The sequence below is a fragment of the Halomonas sp. FeN2 genome (assembly GCF_020595105.1).
In the GTDB taxonomy this organism is placed as follows: domain Bacteria; phylum Pseudomonadota; class Gammaproteobacteria; order Pseudomonadales; family Halomonadaceae; genus Vreelandella; species Vreelandella neptunia.
Genome location: NZ_CP074200.1, coordinates 4,568,519 through 4,590,313, shown reverse-complemented (window position 1 = coordinate 4,590,313; position 21,795 = coordinate 4,568,519). Strand labels below are relative to the sequence as shown.

18 protein-coding genes and 3 pseudogenes are annotated in these 21,795 nt (G+C 54.7%); 11 read left to right on the top strand and 10 right to left on the bottom strand.

The features are described 5' to 3' along the window. Positions 1–41 precede the first annotated feature (41 nt). Together KF947_RS21085 and KF947_RS21080 are read left to right on the top strand one after the other, a co-directional pair. Positions 42–1,808, top strand: a complete 1,767-nt coding sequence (locus KF947_RS21085; protein WP_133730630.1) for an ABC transporter substrate-binding protein — start codon at positions 42–44, stop codon at positions 1,806–1,808. Between the two features lie 123 nt (positions 1,809–1,931). Beyond that, positions 1,932–3,575: a glycerol-3-phosphate dehydrogenase/oxidase gene (locus KF947_RS21080; protein ID WP_133730629.1), complete on the top strand. Its 1,644-nt coding sequence runs from the start codon at positions 1,932–1,934 to the stop codon at positions 3,573–3,575. A 100-nt stretch (positions 3,576–3,675) separates the two neighbouring features. Here the strand turns inward: KF947_RS21080 and glpK are convergent, their stop codons facing one another. The 8 genes and pseudogenes from glpK to KF947_RS22265 all read right to left on the bottom strand — a co-directional run. After that, positions 3,676–5,160 (bottom strand): glycerol kinase GlpK, encoded by a 1,485-nt coding sequence (gene glpK, locus KF947_RS21075; protein WP_133730628.1) that lies wholly within the window; start codon positions 5,158–5,160, stop codon positions 3,676–3,678. A gap of 110 nt (positions 5,161–5,270) precedes the next feature. Next, a complete protein-coding gene (locus KF947_RS21070) occupies positions 5,271–6,029 on the bottom strand; it encodes a DeoR/GlpR family transcriptional regulator (RefSeq protein ID WP_133730627.1) in 759 nt (252 codons plus the stop codon). A gap of 123 nt (positions 6,030–6,152) precedes the next feature. Further along, positions 6,153–8,111: an SLC13 family permease gene (locus KF947_RS21065; RefSeq protein ID WP_133730626.1), complete on the bottom strand. Its 1,959-nt coding sequence runs from the start codon at positions 8,109–8,111 to the stop codon at positions 6,153–6,155. Positions 8,112–9,038: 927 nt separating this feature from the next. Next, positions 9,039–9,704, bottom strand: coding sequence for a TetR/AcrR family transcriptional regulator (locus KF947_RS21060; RefSeq protein ID WP_133730625.1), 666 nt, complete (start codon positions 9,702–9,704; stop codon positions 9,039–9,041). Between the two features lie 54 nt (positions 9,705–9,758). After that, positions 9,759–9,944, bottom strand: a pseudogene (locus tag KF947_RS22280) (integrase core domain-containing protein); the annotation flags it as partial. Between the two features lie 139 nt (positions 9,945–10,083). Continuing rightward, positions 10,084–10,236 carry a hypothetical protein gene (locus KF947_RS22275; protein ID WP_413614116.1) on the bottom strand — a complete coding sequence of 51 codons (153 nt, stop codon included), beginning with the start codon at positions 10,234–10,236 and terminating at the stop codon, positions 10,084–10,086. 108 nt (positions 10,237–10,344) lie between these two features. Next, positions 10,345–10,569: a hypothetical protein gene (locus KF947_RS22270; RefSeq protein ID WP_413614115.1), complete on the bottom strand. Its 225-nt coding sequence runs from the start codon at positions 10,567–10,569 to the stop codon at positions 10,345–10,347. Beyond that, positions 10,563–10,814, bottom strand: a pseudogene (locus tag KF947_RS22265) (transposase); the annotation flags it as partial. The gene KF947_RS22270 and the pseudogene KF947_RS22265, both read right to left, overlap by 7 nt. A gap of 354 nt (positions 10,815–11,168) precedes the next feature. On the opposite strand from KF947_RS22265, the gene KF947_RS21050 reads away from it, so the two are divergent. From KF947_RS21050 to KF947_RS22260, 4 genes and pseudogenes are all read left to right on the top strand, one after another. After that, positions 11,169–11,876, top strand: a complete 708-nt coding sequence (locus KF947_RS21050) for a type 1 glutamine amidotransferase (protein ID WP_133730624.1) — start codon at positions 11,169–11,171, stop codon at positions 11,874–11,876. Between the two features lie 135 nt (positions 11,877–12,011). Then, positions 12,012–13,472 carry an alanine/glycine:cation symporter family protein gene (locus KF947_RS21045; protein WP_227405006.1) on the top strand — a complete coding sequence of 487 codons (1,461 nt, stop codon included), beginning with the start codon at positions 12,012–12,014 and terminating at the stop codon, positions 13,470–13,472. 133 nt (positions 13,473–13,605) lie between these two features. Continuing rightward, positions 13,606–13,986: pseudogene (locus KF947_RS21040) on the top strand (Tn3 family transposase); the annotation flags it as partial. Positions 13,987–14,040: 54 nt separating this feature from the next. Further along, positions 14,041–14,148 (top strand): Tn3 family transposase, encoded by a 108-nt coding sequence (locus tag KF947_RS22260; RefSeq protein WP_133730622.1) that lies wholly within the window; start codon positions 14,041–14,043, stop codon positions 14,146–14,148. 108 nt (positions 14,149–14,256) lie between these two features. Here the strand turns inward: KF947_RS22260 and KF947_RS21030 are convergent, their stop codons facing one another. After that, positions 14,257–15,234 (bottom strand): NADPH:quinone reductase, encoded by a 978-nt coding sequence (locus tag KF947_RS21030; RefSeq protein WP_227405005.1) that lies wholly within the window; start codon positions 15,232–15,234, stop codon positions 14,257–14,259. A gap of 226 nt (positions 15,235–15,460) precedes the next feature. Here KF947_RS21030 and KF947_RS21025 point away from each other — a divergent pair, with 226 nt between their 5' ends. The 3 genes from KF947_RS21025 to KF947_RS21015 all read left to right on the top strand — a co-directional run bounded on the left by KF947_RS21025 (position 15,461) and on the right by KF947_RS21015 (position 18,629). Next, a complete protein-coding gene (locus tag KF947_RS21025; protein ID WP_227405004.1) occupies positions 15,461–16,216 on the top strand; it encodes a glycerophosphodiester phosphodiesterase family protein in 756 nt (251 codons plus the stop codon). A 43-nt stretch (positions 16,217–16,259) separates the two neighbouring features. Continuing rightward, positions 16,260–17,102, top strand: a complete 843-nt coding sequence (gene nfo, locus KF947_RS21020) for a deoxyribonuclease IV (protein WP_227405003.1) — start codon at positions 16,260–16,262, stop codon at positions 17,100–17,102. 111 nt (positions 17,103–17,213) lie between these two features. Then, positions 17,214–18,629: an amidase gene (locus tag KF947_RS21015; RefSeq protein WP_227405002.1), complete on the top strand. Its 1,416-nt coding sequence runs from the start codon at positions 17,214–17,216 to the stop codon at positions 18,627–18,629. A gap of 69 nt (positions 18,630–18,698) precedes the next feature. Here the strand turns inward: KF947_RS21015 and KF947_RS21010 are convergent, their stop codons facing one another. Then, positions 18,699–19,133, bottom strand: a complete 435-nt coding sequence (locus KF947_RS21010) for a hypothetical protein (RefSeq protein ID WP_088701638.1) — start codon at positions 19,131–19,133, stop codon at positions 18,699–18,701. A gap of 254 nt (positions 19,134–19,387) precedes the next feature. Here KF947_RS21010 and KF947_RS21005 point away from each other — a divergent pair, with 254 nt between their 5' ends. Both KF947_RS21005 and KF947_RS21000 read left to right on the top strand, forming a co-directional pair. Continuing rightward, entirely contained in the window at positions 19,388–21,109 is a 1,722-nt protein-coding gene (locus KF947_RS21005; RefSeq protein ID WP_227405001.1) for a proline--tRNA ligase, read from the top strand. Beyond that, positions 21,090–21,686, top strand: coding sequence for a transglycosylase SLT domain-containing protein (locus KF947_RS21000; RefSeq protein WP_413614114.1), 597 nt, complete (start codon positions 21,090–21,092; stop codon positions 21,684–21,686). The genes KF947_RS21005 and KF947_RS21000 overlap by 20 nt, the downstream gene beginning before the upstream one ends. The last annotated feature ends 109 nt before the right edge of the window (positions 21,687–21,795 follow it).

Sequence of the window (21,795 nt, the reverse complement as noted above, 5' to 3'; positions counted from 1 at the left end):
GGCCAAGCCATCAAGGAAGAACACAACAAAACGAGGTCAATATGCAAAAGCACTACAACAAGTCCAGACTGACTAAGTTCAAGCTGACAACCCTCGCCGCCGGCTTGTTACTGGCATCGGGTACACTGTCAGCACAGGAACAGGACGCCCGCGCCATTGCTGAACGCTTGGTCGACGAGCACTTTCAGAACTCGACACTAAGTCGTGAAGAGCAGATCGAAGAGCTGTTATGGTTTGCCAAGGCAGCAGAACCTTTTCGCGGTATGGACATCCAGACCGTCGCCGAAGGTTTAACCACTCACGTCTATGAAAGTGAAGTGCTCGCGGAAGCCTTCAGCGAGCTGACCGGCATTAACCTGACCCACAACATCATCGGTGAAGGTGATGTGGTGGACACCATGCAGAACCAGATGCAGTCGGGCAACAGCATCTACGACGGTTTCGTCAATGACACCGACGCTATCGGCACGCATATTCGTTATGGCACCACCATCAACCTGTCGGAAGCCATGGAGAACGAGTGGGCGGACTATACGTTGCCCACACTGGATTTAGACGACTTCATTGGGCTGCAGTACGGCACCGGGCCTGATGGCAGCCTCTATCAACTACCTACCCAGCAATTCGCGAACCTTTACTGGTTCCGCTATGACTGGTTCCAGCGTGAAGACCTTCAGGAACAATTCCGCGATATTTACGGCTATGACTTAGGCGTGCCCACCAACTGGACAGCTTATCAAGACATTGCCGAGTTCTTCACCGAGCACGTGGGTGAAATAGACGGAACCAAGGTATATGGCCATATGGATTACGGCCGCCGTGATCCGTCACTGGGCTGGCGTTTCCACGACTCCTGGCTCTCCATGGCAGGCATGGGCAGCCCTGGCGTTCCTTCCGGCAACCCAGTAGATGACTGGGGTATTCGCGTTAATGAAGATAGCCAGCCAGTTGGTGCAAGTGTTAGTCGCGGTGGTGCAACTAACTCACCGGCCTCGGTGTTTGCCATGCAAAAAGCCGTCGATTGGCTACGTGACTTCGCCCCACCCGAAGCGCAGGGGATGACCTTTGGTGAAGCGGGCCCAGTACCTGCGCAGGGGCACATCGCCCAGCAGATTTTCTGGTATACCGCCTTTACTGCCGACATGACCGATCCTGCGGTCGCGGTGACTGATGATGAGGGCAACCCGCTTTGGCGCATGGCACCTTCGCCTACTGGCCCGTACTGGGAAGAAGGCATGAAGGTGGGTTATCAGGATGTGGGCGCATGGACGTTCTTCGATTCAACGCCAGAAGATCGTCGCACCGCGGCGTGGCTGTTCGGCCAGTTCACCGTGTCTAAAACGGTGTCGCTGGAAAAACTCATGCACGGTCTAACGCCGATTCGTGAATCCGACATCTTCTCTGAGCAGATGACCGAGATGGCGCCCAAGCTGGGTGGCCTGGTGGAGTTCTACCGCAGCCCCAACGAGTCGAACTGGACGCCTACCGGTACCAACGTGCCTGATTACCCGCGTATGGCTCCGCTGTGGTGGCAAAACCTGGCACCCGTCATGAGTGGTGAAGTCACGCCTCAGGAAGGTCTCGATAAACTGGCGGCGGATATGGACAGCACGATGAACCGCCTGGCTCGGGCCAACGTCTTCGACAGCTATGCGCCCGTGCTCAACGAAGAGCAGGATCCGCAATACTGGTTGGATCAAGAAGGCTCACCCAAACCCAAGCTAGATAATGAAATGCCCCAAGGCACCACCGTTCCTTATGACGAAATGATGGAAGCCTGGATGGCAGCCGGTACGCGCCAAGAGTAACCACGCGTAACGCTTGCAGGGTGGGCAGCCGCCCGCCCTGCAAGGGTTTCATTGGCGGCAGGCCATAGCACAAGAGAAAACACCCACTGCAATAGGGCTATTTATTTGTTAATTGGATCCGCTATGAAACTGCGAAATCGAAATATCGAAAAATTACCTACCGAGACCTTTGATGCCCTGATTATCGGGGGCGGCATTAATGGCGCGGCCACTGCGGCGGCGCTGGCGGGTAAAGGAGCCAAAGTCGCGTTGATTGATCGCGGCGACTTCGCTGGCAGCACCAGCATGCACTCCTCCAACTTAGTATGGGGAGGCATTAAGTACATGGAAAGCAAGGATTTTGCGCTGGTTCGCAAACTGTGCAAAAGCCGCAATCACTTAATAAAGAGTTACCCCTCCACCGTGCAGGAGATTCGTTTCCTGACCACTATTTCGAAAGGTTTCCGCCACTCACCACGCTACCTGTGGGCGGGCACCTGGCTTTACTGGCTGATGGGCAACGGCTTTACCAAACTGCCGCGCCTGCTCTCGCCGAACAAGATTAAGCAGCAAGAGCCCATTATTGATGTTGAGGGCGCTGTAGGAGGCTTCGAATACTCCGACGCCTACCTCCACGACAACGACGCACGGTTTGTTTTCAACTTTGTGCGCCATGCGCTTAACTACGGGGCAATTGCCGCCAACTACGTAGAGTCCCTCGGCGCTGAGCGTGACGGCGACCTATGGGTGACCAAAGCACGCAACGTGATGGATGGCAACACCTTCGACATCCGTGCCAAAGTGCTGATCAACGCCGCAGGCCCCTGGGTAGATCAGCATAACGAGCTGACCGGTCAGAAAACCACCCATCATCACCTCTACTCCAAGGGCATTCACCTCATCGTTCCGCAGCTAACCGACTCTCAGCGGGTGCTGGCATTTTTTGCCGACGATGGCAGGCTGTTTTTTGTCATACCCATGGGTAATCGCACCTGTATCGGCACTACCGATACCCATATGGAGCACCCTGAGGTAGACGTTACCGCTGACGATATCGCCTTCGTGCTGGAAAATATCAATAAGCGACTCACTTTAGATAAACCGCTCACCCAGGACGACATTATCTCAACGCGCTGCGGCGTACGACCGTTAGCCATCAAAGACAATCAGGGCAATGATCGCGATTTTTTACAGCTCTCTCGCAAACACGTAGTCGATACCAATGCTGAGAGTTCCCATATCAGCATCTTTGGCGGCAAGCTTACCGATTGTTTGAACGTGGGCGATGAAATTGCCGAAGAGATGAGCCGCCTGGGCGTTTCCCTGTCAGACCCAGACTTTCAGTGGTATGGGGAACCGCCGAAACCCGTGAAACAGCAGTTTATGGATCAAGCAAAGCGTATGAACCTGGATGCCATGACCGCCTCTACGTCATCGGAGTTGCTCTCTACTCGGTTGTGGCGGCGCTATGCCGACCAGGCTATCCAGATGCTTGAGAAAATTCGTCAGGATCCCGCTCAGGGCGAAATTTTAATTGAAGGCACTGAGTACATTCGCTGTGAGATCGAGCATGCCCGCGACCATGAGATGATCACCCAGCTTGAGGATTTCCTGCGCCGTCGTGCCAAAGTCTCTCTAGTGGTACCTCACGAGCAACTGCGCCAATCCACAGGCTTAAAAGAGGCGTGCCGCGTGCTATTTGGCGACGACGCTGACGAGCGTTTTAACCACTATTTTGAGCAGAACCGCGATACTGCGCTGCCGCCTACTTCTTCATCTGTGGTTTAACATATTCAGAGATTAAACAAAAAAGCCCCCTCATCTAAATGAGGGGGCTTTAGCGTGGTTAAATCAAAATAGTAATTAAACGTCGGCTACTAATCCTTATCTAGCTAGAGCGCACACGCGAAACGGCATCCAACCATCCCTGATAGAGCTCCTCGCGGGTGGACTCCTCCATCTCAGGCAGAAAGCTCTTCTCGCAGCGCCACAGCTGCTCGATCTCTTCCAGAGTTTGATACCAGCCTAGACGCAGCCCAGCCAAGTAAGCCGCTCCCAGGGCGGTAGTTTCCAGAATGGTGGGACGATCTACCTGGACACCCAGCATATCGGCAAGAAACTGCATCACCCAGCTGTTCTTTACCATGCCGCCGTCGACGCGAAGAGTGCCCGGAGGGGCCTCCATGTCGTCGTTCATACAGTGCTGCAAATCGCGGGTTTGATAGCACACCGCCTGCAAGCCAGCGGCGACTATTTCGGCGATGCCCGTATCGCGGGTTAACCCAAAAATAGCGCCACGCGCTTTGGGATCCCAGTGTGGAGCGCCCAAGCCGGTAAAGGCGGGTACCAGATAAACGCTGTGGCCGCTGCGGGTCTCCTGGGCCAAGGCTTCAGTCTCTGATGCGTCGGCAAACAGGTTCAAGCCGTCACGCAACCACTGCACCGTTGCCCCCGCCACGAAAATACTGCCCTCCATGGCGTAGGTTGGCTTGCCGTTAAGCCGGTAGCCAATGGTGGTCAATAGACGATTGCGCGACAGCGACGGCGTTTCTCCGGTATTCACAATCATAAAACAGCCGGTGCCGTAGGTGCTTTTACCCATTCCCGGTTGAAAGCACGCCTGCCCCACCAGCGCCGCCTGTTGATCCCCTGCTACCCCAGCAATCGGCAGTGAGGCGCCCAGCCAGTGCGCTTCGGTGGTGCCAAAATCATCGCTAGAGTCTTTTACTTCGGGCAATAAATTGGCGGGAATATTAAACAGCGTCAGCAGCTCTTCATCCCACTCCTGGGTATGGATATTAAACAGCGCCGTGCGTGAAGCATTGGTGGCATCGGTCACATGCTGCTGGCCACCGGTAAGCCGCCAGATTAAGAAACTATCTACCGTTCCAAACGCCAGCTCACCCTGCTCAGCGCGCTCCCGAGCGCCCTCAACGTTATCCAGTATCCAACCAAGCTTGGTGGCTGAAAAGTAGGGGTCAATCAACAGGCCTGTTTTAGCTTGGACGACATCGGTGTGCCCTTTATCGCGCAGCGACTGACACAGATCCGAGGTGCGGCGATCCTGCCAAACGATGGCGTTATAGAGTGGTTTGCCCGTTTTCCGATCCCACAGAATAGTGGTTTCCCGCTGATTGGTAATACCGATACCATCGATTTGGTCAGCGGAGATATCAGCGTTGCGCATTACGTCCCGGCAGGTGGCCACGACTGTTTCCCAAATGTCTTCAGGGTTGTGCTCAATCCAGCCGTCGTGGGGAAAGTGCTGAGCGAATTCTTGCTGGGCAACAGCGGCCACCTGCCCTTGGCGGTCAAACAGAATGGCGCGGGAGCTGGTGGTACCTTGATCAATGGCGAGTATAAAAGAGGACATATCGAGTTCGCTTTGTTGTATTGTCTTTCGATTTTGTATATTTACTTTCGTTTTATTATCATCCAAGGCTACTCTAGCCGCCCAAAATGCTCAAGGCTGAAACTACCTCATTATGCAATGTAGAGCGCCACATCGTGTTGCGTCAGCAAACGCTGAATCGCTTCTGGGGGTTTGCGATCCGTAAATAGCGCATCCAGCTGTTCCAGATTACCTTGCCGTACGACCGGATTACGATGAAACTTAGAGTAGTCCGCCGCCAAATAGATGCGCCGCGAATTGGCGATAATCGCCTGAGCAACGCGCACTTCCTGATAGTCAAATTCCAGCAGTGAGCCATCTTCATCGATACCACTGATGCCGATAATGCCGTAGTCCACTTTGAACTGATTGATGAAGTCGATAGTGGCTTCACCGATGATGCCGCCGTCCCTGGAGCGCACCTGACCACCCGCGATAATGACGGTAAAATCCTCTTTATGCTGCAGTATGGCGGCCACGTTAAGATTATTGGTAATGATCTCAAGGCCCTGGTGCTCTAACAACGCTTGAGCAATCACTTCGTTGCTGGTGCCGATATTAATAAACAGTGAGGAGTGGTTAGGGATGTGTTGGGCTAGACAGCGCGCAATGCGCTCCTTCTCTTCCAGATGGAGCGTCTTGCGCGTGCTGTAGGCGGTATTCACCGTACTCGACTCTATTCCCACCCCGCCATGCACCCGCCGAACCCGACCTTCATCCGCCAGGGTGTTCAAATCACGACGGATGGTTTGTGGCGTCACGGCAAAATGATCGGTGAGCTGCTCGATACTCATATAGCCGTGCTGACGAACCAGCTCGACAATGGCATCCTGACGAAATTGTTGATTCATAAGCCCGGCCTGTTCGATTTTTATTGATATCTGAACATAATTTAGCAAAATTTTCGAAATCTAATAGCACTCTTCAAACAATTCGGCAGGTGCCAAACCGACAGACCGAGCGTTTATTTCACATCATAGCGGCCACACCAAAAGAATCATGGGCATGGCCACAATCAGTACCACCAGTGAAAGCGGCAGGCCCAGTTTCCAATAGTCGCCAAAGCGGTAGCCGCCAGGCCCTAACACCAGCGTATTGGATTGGTGACCAATAGGGGTTAAAAACGCACAGGAAGCGCTGACAGCCACCACCATCAAGAACGGGTCGAGAGACACATCAAAGCCATTGGCTAAGCTCACCGCAATCGGTGCCATCAGCAGTGCAGCCGCCGCATTGTTGACCACGTTGGATAGCAGCATAGAGAGTAAAAACAGACCCACCATAGTGACGACCACCGGCCAATCGCTGCCAAAGCTGAGCAGCGCGTTAGCAATCAAATCCGCACCACCGCTGGTTTCTAATGCTTCACCCACGGGTATCATCGCCGCTAGCAGCACGATCACCGGGCCATCAATCGCTTGATACCCTTCGCGTAACGGTAACACGCCAATCAGCAGCGAAATCAGTGCTGCAGTGCTCATGGCCACTGCGGCCGGAAGTAGGTCAAACAGCATGGCCATAATCGCCAAAGCAAAAATGGCAATCGACACGGCAAGCTTGCGCGGCTGCCCCAGGTGCAACTCGCGGCTAGCCAGGGGTAGGCAGCCCAGCGAGGCCAAGCTGTCAGAGATTTCATTTTCACTGCCCTGCAACAGCAAAACGTCGCCGTTCTTAAAGCGGATATCCCGTAGCCGCTGCTTCAAGCGCCCGCCATCCCGGGCGACGGCCACCAAGTGCAGCCCAAATTGGTGGTTTAAACGTAGCTCTCGCACGCTGCGGTTAATCATCATAGAGTCATTGCGCACCACGGCCTCGATCAACTGCAGGCCTTCGGTATCCACGCGTTGTTGATCCTGGGCAGCGTCTTTGTTTTTAGCCTTATCTGCCTCTTTGTTACTGGCTGGATGCTCAGCGTCTTCCACTTCTGAATCTGCTTCGGCCTCTTCATCCAGCTCAGCAATCGCGCTAAGCCCCACTTTGTCTTCCAGCATTTGGAGTTCATCAGGCCCTGCTTCTAATAGCAGAATATCCCCCTCTTCCAAGGCGCCGTGGAAGTTATACCCCGCCCGGCGGTTGTCATCGCGCACCACTGCTAACACGGGAATGGTTTCGTCCAGCTCGTCGCGCAGCTGCTGTAGCGTTAGGCCTTTAGCTTTCGACTCTTCGCCTACTTTCAATTCGACTAAATAGTTGGCGGTATCGAACATTTCATCCGTAGAGGCCTGGCCGCTACGCTTGGGCGTCAAGCGCCAGCCCACCAGAACAATAAAGGCCAGACCCGCCAGCGCAACCAAGATGCCGACAGGCGAGAAGCTAAACATACTAAATGCTTCGTCCGTCACCTCTCGGCGATAACTGGAAATAATGATATTGGGTGGGGTGCCAATTAACGTTGTCAGGCCGCCGAGTAAAGAGCCGAACGCCAGCGGCATAAGCAGTAAGGAAGGCGAGGTGTTGTGTTCGCGGGCAAGCCGCATAGCTACCGGTAGTAGCAGTGCCAGGGCGCCCACGTTATTCATAATGCCCGACAACAAAACAATTGTACCCACCAGCACCAGGAGTTGGAGCAACAGGTTCTCCCCCACCTTGAGCACTTGATTGGCAATAATATCCACCACGCCCGAGCGCTCAAACCCTCGGCTAAGCACCAATACAGCGGCTACGGTAATCACCGCCGGGTGGCCAAAACCGGCAAAAGCGCTTTCGGCCGGCACAAGCCCCAGCATGACCGAACCCAGCAACGCCGCCAGCGCCACTAAGTCATAGCGAAAGCGGCCCCAGATAAACGCAGCGAGCGTTAGCCCAAGTACGATAAACACCAGTGTGCTAGGTGTAAGCGTTAACCCGCCAAGATCCAATGCTTCAATATTAACGTTTTCAATACCGGAGCCCTCAGCGCTTGAGCCCTCAACACTTATGTCCTCAGCCGACATCCTTTTCCCACTCCCTTGCAGGCATTTGAAAGTTCACCACGCGATCGATGCACGCCACGCTCTAACATGGCTATTTCTTCTGCACATTAGACGTTTACTATACAGAGGTATAGACCCTGCATATACCAAGCCTATAAACACTTAGCCAAAAGGTAAAAAAGCTCGGCAAAGCCGAGCTTCATAGCGATAGTGTAATGAAGGGTAAAACGGGCTAATAAAAGCGCTTACTTTTGTAATCAACAATACTGCGAGCATCAACTATCTTATAGCGATCCGTGCAGACTTCGAGGTACAGGGCACTTCCTGGCCTAGTGTAGATTCAGTAGGGGGAGCATCGTATCATAAGGCGGTCTGTCGGTTCCGTTTCACGATTTCTGATACGGTATTTTGGAAATGCTGAGATCGCAGGCAATCCATCGGTATGACTTGCCTTCGGCAACGGCCTAGATCACCTTAGGTACGAGTTTATCTGATTTCGGGCGTTGATCCGGTTACCGCCCGAGTTTCTTTCCTCGCGCCCGCACAGCGGCAAGGCCGGATTTTACGCGCACGTTGAGCAGGCCGCGTTCAAACTGGGCGATGCGAGCATGGTGGCCATCATACGGCCGTGCGGGCTGCCCAACTCGAAGCTCGGCCCAGCTGGATCGAGCGTGCATATTTGAGCGTTATGAAGAAAAACCAGGGAACTTGGAAAGCAGCTTCCGCTCGCTTCAACTGACCGAAAAATCAGAGCACGAACCCATCATGAAAGAGGCCTTTCTCGCCAAGTCAGTAGTCGCCGAGGTAAAGACAGTATGCGCTGACGCTATGCAGACGTTCGGTGTTGTCTGGTTTTCAAACCTGGCTGCCCTGGTCATGAGTCGTATGAATTCCGGCCAAGAGAGCCCCGTTCCAGTTGTCAGCACGGGCGCAAAACAATCGAGAGCCCTATGTAGCCTTCACAACTCTTTTCTTCACGTTGGGTTCTATTCGAGCATTGAGATAGCCGAATACGGCCTCTTTGGCCTCATCAAAATATTGCGGCCGGATTTCGCCGTATAGAGAAATACTCCGCGACAGGGCGGCGTCAAAGACATTCACCGAAATCGCCAGAGGCTCACGCATTCCACGGAGGTCGGTGACGATGAATCTGCTTTCCAGTTCCTCACAGAACCATTCGGCGAACCGGGTCAGACGGGAGGCTGCGCCAAGCCGCACGATAATCGCAGCATCCATCCCCAAAAAGAGACGGGCGTTAACCGGATCGTCCCTGTAAAATTCACAAGTAGCTTTTGCAACAATCTCGTACATCTGCCACCAGTTGTCGAAATCCCTGCCGGCAAATTCTTTCTTCAGGTGTTCTATCATGTCCGATGCACGCTGTTCTGCCAACACCTCAAAAATCATCTCTGGTTTCGGAAAATACTGATAGACCGAAGATGCCGGTAGGTTAGCCCGCTCTGCAATCTTGTGAGCGGTTGCGCCGGTAGTGCCGGTCTCTGAAATGATCTGAACCGCCGCAGAAAGGATCTCACTGCGGCGCTTGATGCCTCGTTCCTGCACGGGTTTTCGCGTTTTTTGAGTTGACAAAATCTGTTCTTTTCTCTTGGCCATTGCTGTTGCTTGTAAGGTAATCCCCCCATTTTAAGAGGGCTTCAAGAATAGAGTTCAGGCCGCCATGGCCAGTTTCTGTTGAGGAGTAATGCCTCCGAGGGCCATGTTGGGTCGTTCGTTATTGTAAGTCCATAGCCACTGCGTTGCATATTCCTGAACGTCCTCAAGGGAGTGGAACAGGTAGTGGGCCAGCCAGTCGTAGCGCACAGTTCGATTGTAGCGCTCGATATACTCACCTGCTGCGGGTTGCCGGGCTGGATAAAGACCAAGGTAATACCCTGTTGCTCAGCCCGGGCAGCACTCATGTATTCTGAACCGTTGTCACAGCGAATCTGGGCAGGTTTTCCACGCTACTCGATGATCTGATCCAGTGCTCGCATTACCCGCTCAGAGGGTAAAGACAGATCCACTCAATGCCCAGGCCTTCCCGGTTGTAATCATCGATCACATTGAATAGCCGGTAACTACGTCCAGCTTCTAGCTGGTCAGGCTTGAAATCCATGGTCAAACTGGCGTTGATGACCTTGGGCACTACCAGCGGCTCGGGCTTTTCACGTATCAGCCGCTTGCGGGGCTTGCATGTTCAGCTCCAGCTCCCGATAAATTCGGTAAACGCGTTTGTAGTTCCAGGGATAGCCCCTCACGTTGCGCAGATACAGAAACATAGGCCAAAGCCCCAGTTGCGCTGGTGATGGGTCAATCGCACCAGCAGGTCGGCAATCTCGGCGTTTTCAGAGTTGAGCTTGCCTAGGTAGCGATAGCAGGACTCGCTGACGCTGAAGGTGACGCAAGCCAGGCGAATGCTACAACGGACATGCGCTACCGCTTTTTGCGCCATCTCACGGCGGAGAGATGGCTTTACCACTTTCCCTCAAGGGCTTCCTTACGCAGTTCGGACTTGAGACGCTCTTCGGCGTACATTTTTTTCAAACGCCGATTTTCATCTTCAAGCTCTTTCATACGCTTGATCATAGAGGTATCTATGCCGCCGAATTTGGCTCGCCACTTATAAAGACTAGCACTGCTCATGCCGTGTTCATGGCAGAGCTCAGGCACCGGCACTCCGCTCTTGGCTTGCTTCAGGATCGCCATGATTTGGCTGTGGGAAAAGCGTGATTTTTTTCATGCAGAACCTACCTGCGTTTAGCTTACGGAAAATTCTACTTTTGAGCACCCTGGTTTTTCGGGTGGATTACCGTGTGCGTCCCGTGACTGTCGAACCCTGCCCCCTGCGGACAAAGTACACAACATGTTTCCTGTAAACAGTGCTGTGGTTTCTTCTGCGCCGCAGTCTCGGCATCGCGCCCGCGACCGCGCCCCGGAAAAGCGACCGAATAAAGTGAAATTGCTTCCCATCTCGATCACGCAGTACCCGCAAAGCATCCCTTGACAGAATCTTTATATGACAATTATCATCTTTTTAACAACAAAAGTCGCTTTTGGCTGCCAAAATGAGGATGAGCTGTGAAAAAGATACTGGTCGTTCAGAACGATCTATACGCGCCGAGTGGTCACTTCGGGGCTTCTCTGGAAAAGGCCGGGGCAGAGCTTGAGACGCTGCTAGTCTATGAAGGGCAAACGTTCTCGCCGATCGACGCCAAGGGATACTACGGATTGGTTGTACTTGGCGGCAGGGCTAACGGGTTCGACGACGAGACCAACCCGTTCTTGCCCCACGTGCTCGAGATCATAGAGGAATTTCGCACGTCGCAGAAACCGATCTTCGGCATTTGCCTGGGCGCGCAGCTCCTGGCGCGATCAATGGGCACCGAGAACGAGTCCAATGATGGTTGGGAGATCGCGTTCACCGATTTGCAGTCGACGCAGGCCGCCAAGGACGACCCTGTCTTCTCGGTGGTTCCCGAAAGATCACGCTTCTACGAACTGCACGAGGATCGCTTTCAACTGCCGCAAGGCGCCGACTTACTGCTGACCGGGGACAATCTTACAAATCAGGCTTATCGCGTCGGCAAACACTGCTATGGCGTGCAGTTTCACCCGGAACTGACCGTGGAAGAAGTGAAGAATTTGGCAAAGGTGGTCGCCGATAGGGTCGACGAAAACGGTGAAATGATCAGCAAAAGGATGCTCAACTTCACCATCGAAGATTTTAAGCGTCAGTCTCAACTATGCACACAAATGGCCGAACGCTGGCTTAACTTATCTCCGTGAACTCAAGCCCAACAGGTCACTGCAGATGGCCAACAGGGATAATTTCTGTCGCAGGAATGAAACCTAAAACCCACCTGAAGATTGGGTTGTTCCGTCGAATAACCCATCCGAAATAATAATAAGGTCAGCGAGAAAATGGAAACGATCGTCAACACTATCAACGAGTATCTATGGTTATACGTTCTGACGTATGGCCTTCTGGCTGCAGGCCTGTACCTTACTTTCAAACTCGGGTTCATCCAGTTTCGACATGTCAGGGAGATGATCAGGACTATCTCCGCCTCGGGAGAGCGTGAAATCGGCAGTATCTCGCCATTTCAGGCACTGACAATCAGCCTAGCTTCGCGTGTTGGAACCGGGAACATCGTAGGGGTGGCCATTGCGCTTTTTTATGGAGGGCCGGGTGCCATATTCTGGATGTGGCTCGTCGCACTTCTGGGCATGGCCACGGCCTTTTCGGAAAGCACGCTGGCGCAGTTGTACAAGGCCCGTACTGAAGACGGCAGCATTCGCGGAGGCCCCGAGTTCTATATCGCCAGAGGTTTGAAACTCCCCTGGCTCGGCACTGTGTTCGCGGTTCTTTTTGCCATCGCCGGGCTGGTTTTTGCTTCCGTTCAGTCCAACTCTATCGCCGGAGCCATGAATGGAGCCTTTAATTTCCCCACCTGGATGACCGGGGCTGTGGTGAGCATTTTGATCGGTGTGGTGATCCATGGCGGTATTTCCAGAATTGCCTCTGTCGCCGAAGTCATCGTGCCGTTCATGGCCGCCGCATATGTTTTTATTGCACTGGTTGTCATGGCGATCAACATCACCGAGGTACCGGACGTCATCGGTACGATCTTCGCCAGCGCTTTTGGCTGGCAGGAAGCCGCAGGCGGTGCCGCGGGCGGTGTTTTCGCGGCAATGCTGAATGGCGTACAACGCGGTTTGTTTTCCAACGAAGCGGGTATGGGCACCGTGCCGCATATCGCTGCATCGGCCACGCCGAACCCGCACCACCCAGTTGCGCAGGGGTTCGTTCAAGCGCTAAGCGTCTTCATCGACACCATCGTGATCTGCACAGCGACCGCGATCTTGATCCTGACGTCCGGTGTGATGGGCTCCGATTCCACTCTCAAAGGGATCGAGTTAACCCAAGCCGCTCTCAGCGCGCATATTGGCGGTGCCGGAAGCTATTTCCTTGCCATTGCCGTACTGTTCTTCGCGTTCACTACTATTATGGGGATATACTCTTTTACTGAAAACGCAATCTCGATCGTTTTCGGCAGCAACGCAGTGGTGCAGACAATGCTGAAAGCAGTGTTGCTGGCGGCAACGTTCTGGGGATCCCTCCAGACGGTTACCCTGGTGTTCAACATGGCGGACGCGATCATGGGAATACTTGCAACAATCAACCTGGTTGTCATCCTGTTGCTTTCGGGCACCGTCAGGAAACTCACCACCGATTACATCGCACAACGGCGAACCGGTGAGCCGGAATTTGATATTGCCAGCTTCCCGGAACTTCAGGATCGTGTTGAACCGGGCATCTGGAGCAAGGAGGCGGCATCAACGTCTGAGGCTGCCAAACCTGCCGCAAAGCACGCCAAATAACAAAACAACCGCTCTCCCCCGTCGGCGGAGAGCGAACCCCATTCTTGCACGATGAGCATCGCGTTCGAACTGAGTGAAGCCTGCGAGCATGGTGGTCATCATTAGACCGTGCGAACTGTCCAACTCGAAAGTCATTGAAAATAGCGTGCTCAAGATTGACCGGCTAAGTTCAGCGGTGCCAAAGGAAGCTGTCGAATTGGTGCTCGACCTCTATGGCCGTCTGCCTGCCGCTCGCATTACCTACCTTTTACAGGAAGTCGATGACGAAACCGGCTTCACGGACGCCTTCACACAACTGCGCACCGGCTCGCTCTGCAAGGATAGCGTAGGATTGCTGAATGTATTGCTGGCCGAGGGGTTGAACCTCGGCCTGAGCAAGATGGCCGAGGCAACCAACACACATAACTTCTTCCAACTCTCGCGCTTGTCCGGTTGGCACGTGGAAAGCGACGCGATCAAACGCGCCCTAGCCATGATGGTCAAAGCCCAATCAGACCTGCCCATGGCCCAGCTCTGAGGAGGCGGCATTACGGCCTCTAGCGATGACCAGTTCTTCCCGGCGGCGGGAATGGACTACACACCTGAACTCCTGGCGCATATCTCGCCACTCGGATGGGCTCATATCTTGCTCACAGGCGAATACAGGTGGAAAAACCAAGCCCGGAGGGCCTTATGATACGATCCTGCCCCTACCGGAATCTCCCCCTAGCCTGATGAAAGCCACCGCTTTAGGTTGAACTCTGCTCCTCCTCTCAAAGCTCTATCGTCGGCTAAAGTGAACTCGCTACGGTAAAAGAATAGTAGACCCGGTGGTTTTGCGGCTTTGTAGCGCGTCTTGTGCTTTGCCCGCTTCGGCAAGTGGGTAGCGGTTGGCGATATCGATCTTGACCTTACCGCTTTCAATCATGGCGAAAAACTCTTCGCACATCTTCTCAAAACGCTCGCGGGTGTCGGCGTAGCCATTGAGGCTGGGACGGGTAACGTAAAGCGCGCCCTTCTGGTTAAGGATACCGATATTGACGCCATCCACCGGGCCAGAAGCGTTGCCAAAGCTTACCATCAGCCCACGGGGCTTTAGGCAATCCAGTGACATTTCCCAGGTGTCTTTACCCACCGAGTCGTACACCACATCGCACATGTCGCCGTTGGTAAGCTCGCGTACGCGATCCACCACGTTCTCTTCGCTGTAATTAATCGTCGCCCAGGCGCCGTTGGCCATGGCTAGATCCGCTTTTTCCTGAGAACTGACTGTGCCGATCAGCTTAACGCCTAACGACTTCGCCCACTGGCAGGCAATCGAACCTACCCCGCCCGCTGCGGCGTGAAACAGAATGGTTTCGCCACCTTGTAGTTCATAGGTTTGGCGCAGCAGATACTGCACGGTAAGGCCTTTGAGCATACTCGCCGCTGCGGTTTCGAAATCAACGAAGTCGGGGAGTTTGACCACTTTAGCCGCTGGCAGCACATGCAGCTCTGCATAGGCGCCCAACGGGCCTTGGGCATAGGCCACGCGATCGCCAACGTTAAGATGTGTGACCCCTTCGCCAACCGCATCGACCACACCTGCACCTTCGGTGCCTAGGCCAGAAGGCATGGAAGGGGCTGGATAGAGCCCGGTACGAAAATAGATGTCGATAAAATTAAGGCCAACGGCTTTATTGGCAACACGCACTTCACCCTGACCAGGTTCAGCAGGGGTAACGTCGACCAGTTCAAGTACCTCAGAACCGCCGGTGCGGGCAAACTGAATACGCTGAGACATTAGGACTCCTTCTTGTGTAATTTGCTAATTATTCGGTTGAGACGCCATCTCTGAATAATGCTAAGCATGGCAACAGGTGCTGCTATACAAGCGCGTCGCGGCGTTTAAATCAAGCTAGCACGCTAGCGTATTTTTACCCATTAGAACGCAAGGCAATGCAATCCTGCTGTCATGCGCCCATGCTAGTATTAGCGCTTCTTTATCGTCTAAGGCTTAGAGATTTGTCATGACGCATCCCGCTATTCAACTCCCTGCGCTGATTGCTCACCGCGGCTACTCCGCCGCTGCCCCTGAAAACACCCTAGCTGCGGTGCACGCCGCTCATGAAGCGGGAGCCACATGGGTAGAGCTGGATGTGCAGCTACTGGGTGATGGCACCCCAGTGATCTGGCACGACGGCGATGTAGCGCGCTGCTCAAACGGACGGGGCGGACTCGCCTCCATGAGCTGGGCCAAGGCGCAAACCCTGGATGCCGGGGGGTGGTTTGACGATCGTTTTGCAGGTGAGAAGATGCCTAGCCTCAGCGAAATGTTGGCACTGCTTAACGAGCTGGAAATGGGCGTCAATATGGAAATCAAGGTCAATAAAGGCCGCGACCCCATCGCGCTGGTGGAACGCGCGCTACCGGAGATGCTCGACACTCTCCCCCCCGAGCGCTTGATAATCTCCTCCTTCAATGCCGCTGCTCTTGGCCACTGCCGTCAATTTGCCAGCAAAGAGCGGCTTGCTCTGGGCGTACTGTTCGGAAGCGTGCCCAAAAGCTGGCGTGAGCAGTGCGAGGCCATTGAGGCGTTTAGCGTGCACCCCCACTGGCCGCGTTTGAAGCGCGCCCAAGCCGACGCTATACAGCGCGATGGCTATCAAATATTGTGCTATACCGCCAATGACCCCAGCGCTTTCCATAGCCGCTGGGAGTGGGGTATCGGCAGTGTCATCACTGATGAACCCGCCGCGTTCAAACGTTTTTTAGACAGCCATTGACCAGTAACGCGTGATACGTTCAAACACTGACAAGGAGTCCACCGTGAAGTACCTAGGAGCACACGTGAGCGCCGCGGGCGGCGCAGACCAAGCCGTGCAGCGAGCGGTGGAAATTGGTGCGGATGCGTTTGCGCTATTCACCAAAAATCAGCGTCAATGGAAAGGTAAACCGCTCACCGATGAGGCCATTCAAGCCTTTCGCAACGCCTGCTCCGAGCATAATTTTGCCCCTGAACAGATTTTGCCCCACGACAGCTATCTGATTAACCTCGGCCACCCCGAGCAGGAAGGCCTAAGCAAATCCCGGGATGCCTTTCTGGACGAGATGCAGCGCTGCGAGCAGCTGGGACTGACGCTGCTTAATTTCCACCCTGGCAGCCATTTGAACAAAATCAGCGAAAGCGACTGCTTAAAGCGTATTGCTGAATCCGTTAACGAAGCGCTAACGCATACTCAGGGCGTTACGGCGGTGATTGAAAATACCGCTGGCCAAGGCACTAACCTGGGCTGGCGCTTTGAACATTTGGCCGAAATCATTGCCCACGTGGACGACAAAACTCGCGTGGGAGTGTGCATTGACACCTGCCACGCCTTTGCGGCGGGCTATGATTTACGTACGACAGAGGCCACCCAATCAACGCTCGATGAGCTAGGCAGCGTGGTGGGCTTTGAGTATCTGCGCGGCATGCATTTAAACGATGCCAAAAGCAACCTTGCCAGCCGCGTAGATCGCCACCATAGCCTGGGCAAAGGCAACATCGGCCTGCCCGCCTTTACCGCTATCATGCAGGAACCACGGATAAACGCTATTCCCATGATCCTGGAGACTATAGAACCCGAGATATGGGCCGATGAAATAGCTTGGCTACGCGCGCAAGCCTTCTGAACAGTGGATACAAAGAGTCAGCCTACGATGCAGCGGTTTTTGCACGCCCGGTAATGCTTGCCTACGCTTAAACTCCTTTACCCAAGCCCCAGCCTACGTAAGGAGTGTGCAATGAGCGATACCGATCTCGGCAGTTTAGATGCCCAGACCCTAGCTCACTTGTTTGAAAGCCGAGAGGCCTCCCCGCTAGAAGCGACTCGTGCCGCTCTTGAGCGAATCGAGCGCTTCAACCCAGACGTTAACGCCTATGTATATGTAGATGCTGAAGGCGCAGAATCGGCGGCCAAAGCCTCGGCACGGCGCTGGGGGCAAGGCAAGCCGCTAAGCCCCATCGACGGGGTGCCGGTATCGCTTAAAGACCTGACCCAAGTGGCGGGCATGCCCTGCCGGGAAGGCTCGCTAACCTCTTCTAAAGCATTATGCGACACCGATGCGCCTCCCGCACGCATGCTGCGTGAAGCGGGCGCTATCCTGCTAGGCAAAACCAACACGCCCGAATTTGGCTGGAAAGCCGTGACCGATAACCGCGTCTTTGGCGCCACGGCCAACCCCTGGGATACGCGGTTAACCCCCGGCGGCTCTTCCGGCGGGGCCGCTGCGGCCGCCGCGCTCAATATGGGTGTGCTGCACCAGGGCGGCGACTCAGGCGGTTCCATACGTATCCCCGCGGCGTTCACCGGTGTCTTTGGCTTCAAACCCACATTTGGCTGGACGCCCCAATGGCCACCGGCTAAAGAGCCCAGCCTATCGCACCTGGGGCCGTTAACGCGCACCGTGCGGGATGCGGTCAGCATGCTCAATGTGATAGGCCGCTACGACTACCGTGACCCTTACGCCACCCGCGGGCAGCCCGAGTGCTGGGGGATGGATTTGGATAAATGTTTAACCGGACTACGGATTGGCTACTCGGCTGATCTTGGCTACGCCAAAGTAGATCCACAGGTTGCCGAACGCGTGAGAGAAGCAGCCGGCAGACTGGAGGCGTTGGGCGCTGAGATCGTCGAAGTACATCCCGGCTTTTCGTCACCGCTGGATACCTTCCGCAAGCTTTGGTTTACCGCCTCTTTAGAGCAGTGGTCACAAATGGATGATCACCAGCGTACGCTGCTGGATCCCGGCATGGTGGCCAATGCCCGTGAGGCCGAACCCTGGAAAGCCGTTGAGCTGTTCCGTGCCTTGGCAGACCGTGCAGAGTTAACCCAGCGCCTGGAGCACTTTAACCAAGAGTACCACCTGCTAATGACACCCTCGGTGGCGATACCGCCGTTTGAAATAAACCAGGAAGTCCCCCCCGGCAGCGACATGCGGGACTGGGAGGAGTGGGCTCCATTTAGCTATCCTTTCAACCTTAGCCAGCAGCCCGCCGCCTCGGTGCCCTGCGGATTTACCGATAAAGGATTGCCGGTAGGTTTTCAGCTAGCAGGAGGCAAATATGATGATGCCCGCGTTCTGCGCGCCTGCCATGCCTACATGGAAGCGCATCCGCCGCGCTTTCCCAGCGTACCCAACCCTGCCCAGTATGCTTAAACTTGTACCACATGAAAAAACCCAGCCAAGTGTAATGCCTGGCTGGGTTTTAACGGTCAATAGCGAACGTTACATCGCCGAGAGTTTCTCTTGGTCTAACACGCCCGACATGCGCACCATAGCCAGCGCTTCATCCAAGTTGCTCATCTCTTCAATCATGACCAACTCGCTCTCTAAGCTCACCGGCTGACCGGCTGTTTCAGAAAGCAATTTTTCCAGAGAAGCTACATCCATAGCGTCGTCTAAGTGGTGAACATCTACTGAGGCGCTGTTGCGGCCCGGCAAATAGATGGTGCCATTAGAGAAATCCACGGCGTAGGCAATCACTCCGGGTACAATAAAAAACAGCAAACCGACCCCGTTGGCGACAGCAATTACCGGGTCAATATCACCGCTCAATTGCCCTTTACGCTCAGGGTGAAAAAGCGTACCACAACCACTCAACGACACGATGGAAACGCCAACCACGGCGCCAGTCAACCAGCGACGAACTGCTTGATGCATGAAGGTTCCCTCAAACAAAAAAGTAACGATAGTCGATATAGTGTATTGCGCTTTCATTTTTGCCGACTATCGCGCCATAAAACTCGATTAGTTTAGCACAGCCATCCAAAAGCATAGATCATTTGAACATGAGCACTATTTTGCCGCTTTAACCGCTAGGCCGTACAATGTTCCCATTCAACGCTTCCCAGCACTTTTTTCAAGAATCCAGTTTTCAAAAACCTGTTTTCAAAACTTAAGGAATGCTCACGCCCATGCGCGCCAGCCAATTACTGATTGCCACTCTCAAAGAAACCCCGGCTGACGCCGAAGTCATTAGCCACCAGCTAATGCTCCGTGCCGGGATGATTCGCCGCTTAACCTCTGGCCTTTACACCTGGCTGCCCCTTGGCCTGCGTACCCTGCGCAAAGTGGAAGCCATTGTGCGCGAAGAGATGAACCGCGCCGGTGCTCAAGAGGTACTGATGCCCGCCGTGCAGCCTGCTGAGCTTTGGCAGGAGTCTGGCCGTTGGGAACAGTACGGCCCTGAGCTATTACGCCTAAAAGATCGCCACGACCGCGACTACTGCGTTGGCCCGACCCACGAAGAAGTGATTACCGATCTGGTGCGTAAAGAGATCGCCAGCTACAAACAGCTGCCGGTCAATTTCTACCAGATTCAGACCAAGTTCCGTGACGAGATTCGCCCACGCTTTGGGGTAATGCGCTCCCGCGAGTTCATCATGAAGGACGCTTACTCCTTCCACCTGGATGAAGACTCGCTGAAGCAGACCTACCAGGATATGTACGACGCTTACACACGCATTTTCACGCGCCTGGGCCTCGACTTCCGCCCGGTGATCGCCGACAACGGTTCTATTGGCGGTACCGGCTCTCACGAATTCCACGTGCTGGCCGAGTCTGGCGAAGACGACATCGTCTTTTCCAACTCTTCCGACTACGCCGCAAACATGGAAAAGGCCGAAGCCTTGCCTGCTCCCCTGGGCAGCAACATACAGCGCGAAGCGCCTACCCAAGAGATGCACCTGGTAGATACGCCTAACGCCAAAACTATTGCCGCCCTGGTTGAGCAGTTTGATCTGCCGATCGAGAAAACGGTCAAGACCCTCATCGTACGTGCCGCCGAAGGCGGCCTGATTGCCCTATTGGTGCGCGGCGATCATGAGCTGAACGAGGTAAAAGCTGAGAACCTTCCCCAAGTGGCGGCCCCGCTGACCATGGGCAGCGAAGAGGAAATTCGCGCAGCAGCCGGCGCAGGCTTTGGCTCGCTTGGCCCGGTGAACCTTGATATGCCCATTATTGCCGACCGCAGCGTTGCCCTGATGAGCGACTTTGGCGCGGGTGCCAATATTGAAGGCAAACACTATTTCGGCATTAACTGGGAGCGTGATGTGGCCCTGCCCGAGGTAGCCGACCTGCGCAATGTGGTGGAAGGCGACCCCTCTCCTGATGGCCACGGCACGCTCTCTATCAAGCGTGGCATCGAGGTGGGTCACGTCTTCCAGCTTGGCCAAAAGTACTCCCAGGCCATGAACGCCAATGTGCTGGGCGACAACGGTAAAACCAGCCATCCTTGGATGGGTTGCTACGGCATCGGCGTGACCCGCGTGGTCGCCGCCGCCATTGAGCAGAACCACGACGAATCCGGCATTATCTGGCCCAACGCTATTGCGCCCTTCCAGGTGGCACTGGTGCCGATGAATGCACACAAATCCCAGCGTGTTCGCGAAGAGTCTGAACGTCTTTACCAAGCGCTCACCGCCGCTGGCTTAGACGTCTTGCTGGATGACCGCGACACCCGGCCCGGCGTTAAGTTTGCCGATTTGGAACTGATGGGCGTTCCTCATCGCCTGGTGATCGGCGACCGCGGCCTGGACAACGGTGAGCTGGAGTATAAAGGTCGCCGAGATAGCGAAGCCACCATGGTGCCTGCTGATCAAATCATCGACTTTTTGCGTGAGAAAGCGAGCAGTTAAGGTAGCAACGCTTTGCGGAGTCTTGCTGAGCGGCGCCGGGCTTGTAGCGACAAGCCCAGTAGCGGCTCAGCCGCTGCCTCAAACCCTGCGCCCTACCCTTGAGTCTGCCAATCAGCAGCATCAAACGGCTCAACAGCAGTGGGCAGCGCGTCAGTGGCGTGAGCGTATGGACACGCCGCTAGCGCGTTTTATTGATGATGCCGTACAGCGCCAGACACTGCTCACGCGTATCTACCAAGAGGCCAGGCTGGCAGGCTTACCGCCAGAGTTAGTGTTAGCTTTGATTCAGGTGGAGAGCGCCTTTAAAGCCGAGGCTATCTCCTCAGCAGGCGCCGTTGGCTTGATGCAAATCATGCCGTTTTGGGTCAGCGAACTTGGGCTGCCGATTGATGACTTAACCTATCCGCCGCGCAACCTGCGCTATGGATGTACCATTTTGGCGCATTACCTCGCTATCGAGAACGGCGACTTTACCCGCGCGCTAGCCCGCTACAATGGCAGCCTGGGCGAAACCTGGTACCCGGAGCGGGTCATGCGCGCCTGGCGGGATACCTGGCGCCAGCCAACATTGCCCTAAACGCCTCGCATCCTATCTCATCGGTACCAGCTAACCTGATCGCCAACGCCCGCATTTAGTAAAAGTAAAAGCAATAGTGTTGGCTTATCGTTAAGCCAAACGCATGACT

Bases quoted from the DNA above. Each gene is read 5' to 3' on its own strand.
- KF947_RS21010 (WP_088701638.1), bottom strand. From the start codon at position 19,133: ATGCATCAAGCAGTTCGTCGCTGGTTGACTGGCGCCGTGGTTGGCGTT.
- glpK (WP_133730628.1), bottom strand. From the start codon at position 5,160: ATGTCCTCTTTTATACTCGCCATTGATCAAGGTACCACCAGCTCCCGC.
- KF947_RS21080 (WP_133730629.1), top strand. From the start codon at position 1,932: ATGAAACTGCGAAATCGAAATATCGAAAAATTACCTACCGAGACCTTT.
- KF947_RS21015 (WP_227405002.1), top strand. From the start codon at position 17,214: ATGAGCGATACCGATCTCGGCAGTTTAGATGCCCAGACCCTAGCTCAC.
- KF947_RS21005 (WP_227405001.1), top strand. From the start codon at position 19,388: ATGCGCGCCAGCCAATTACTGATTGCCACTCTCAAAGAAACCCCGGCT.
- KF947_RS21060 (WP_133730625.1), bottom strand. From the start codon at position 9,704: ATGGCCAAGAGAAAAGAACAGATTTTGTCAACTCAAAAAACGCGAAAA.
- KF947_RS21065 (WP_133730626.1), bottom strand. From the start codon at position 8,111: ATGTCGGCTGAGGACATAAGTGTTGAGGGCTCAAGCGCTGAGGGCTCC.
- KF947_RS22260 (WP_133730622.1), top strand. From the start codon at position 14,041: ATGGACTACACACCTGAACTCCTGGCGCATATCTCGCCACTCGGATGG.
- KF947_RS21045 (WP_227405006.1), top strand. From the start codon at position 12,012: ATGGAAACGATCGTCAACACTATCAACGAGTATCTATGGTTATACGTT.
- KF947_RS21070 (WP_133730627.1), bottom strand. From the start codon at position 6,029: ATGAATCAACAATTTCGTCAGGATGCCATTGTCGAGCTGGTTCGTCAG.
- KF947_RS21025 (WP_227405004.1), top strand. From the start codon at position 15,461: ATGACGCATCCCGCTATTCAACTCCCTGCGCTGATTGCTCACCGCGGC.
- KF947_RS21030 (WP_227405005.1), bottom strand. From the start codon at position 15,234: ATGTCTCAGCGTATTCAGTTTGCCCGCACCGGCGGTTCTGAGGTACTT.
- KF947_RS21085 (WP_133730630.1), top strand. From the start codon at position 42: ATGCAAAAGCACTACAACAAGTCCAGACTGACTAAGTTCAAGCTGACA.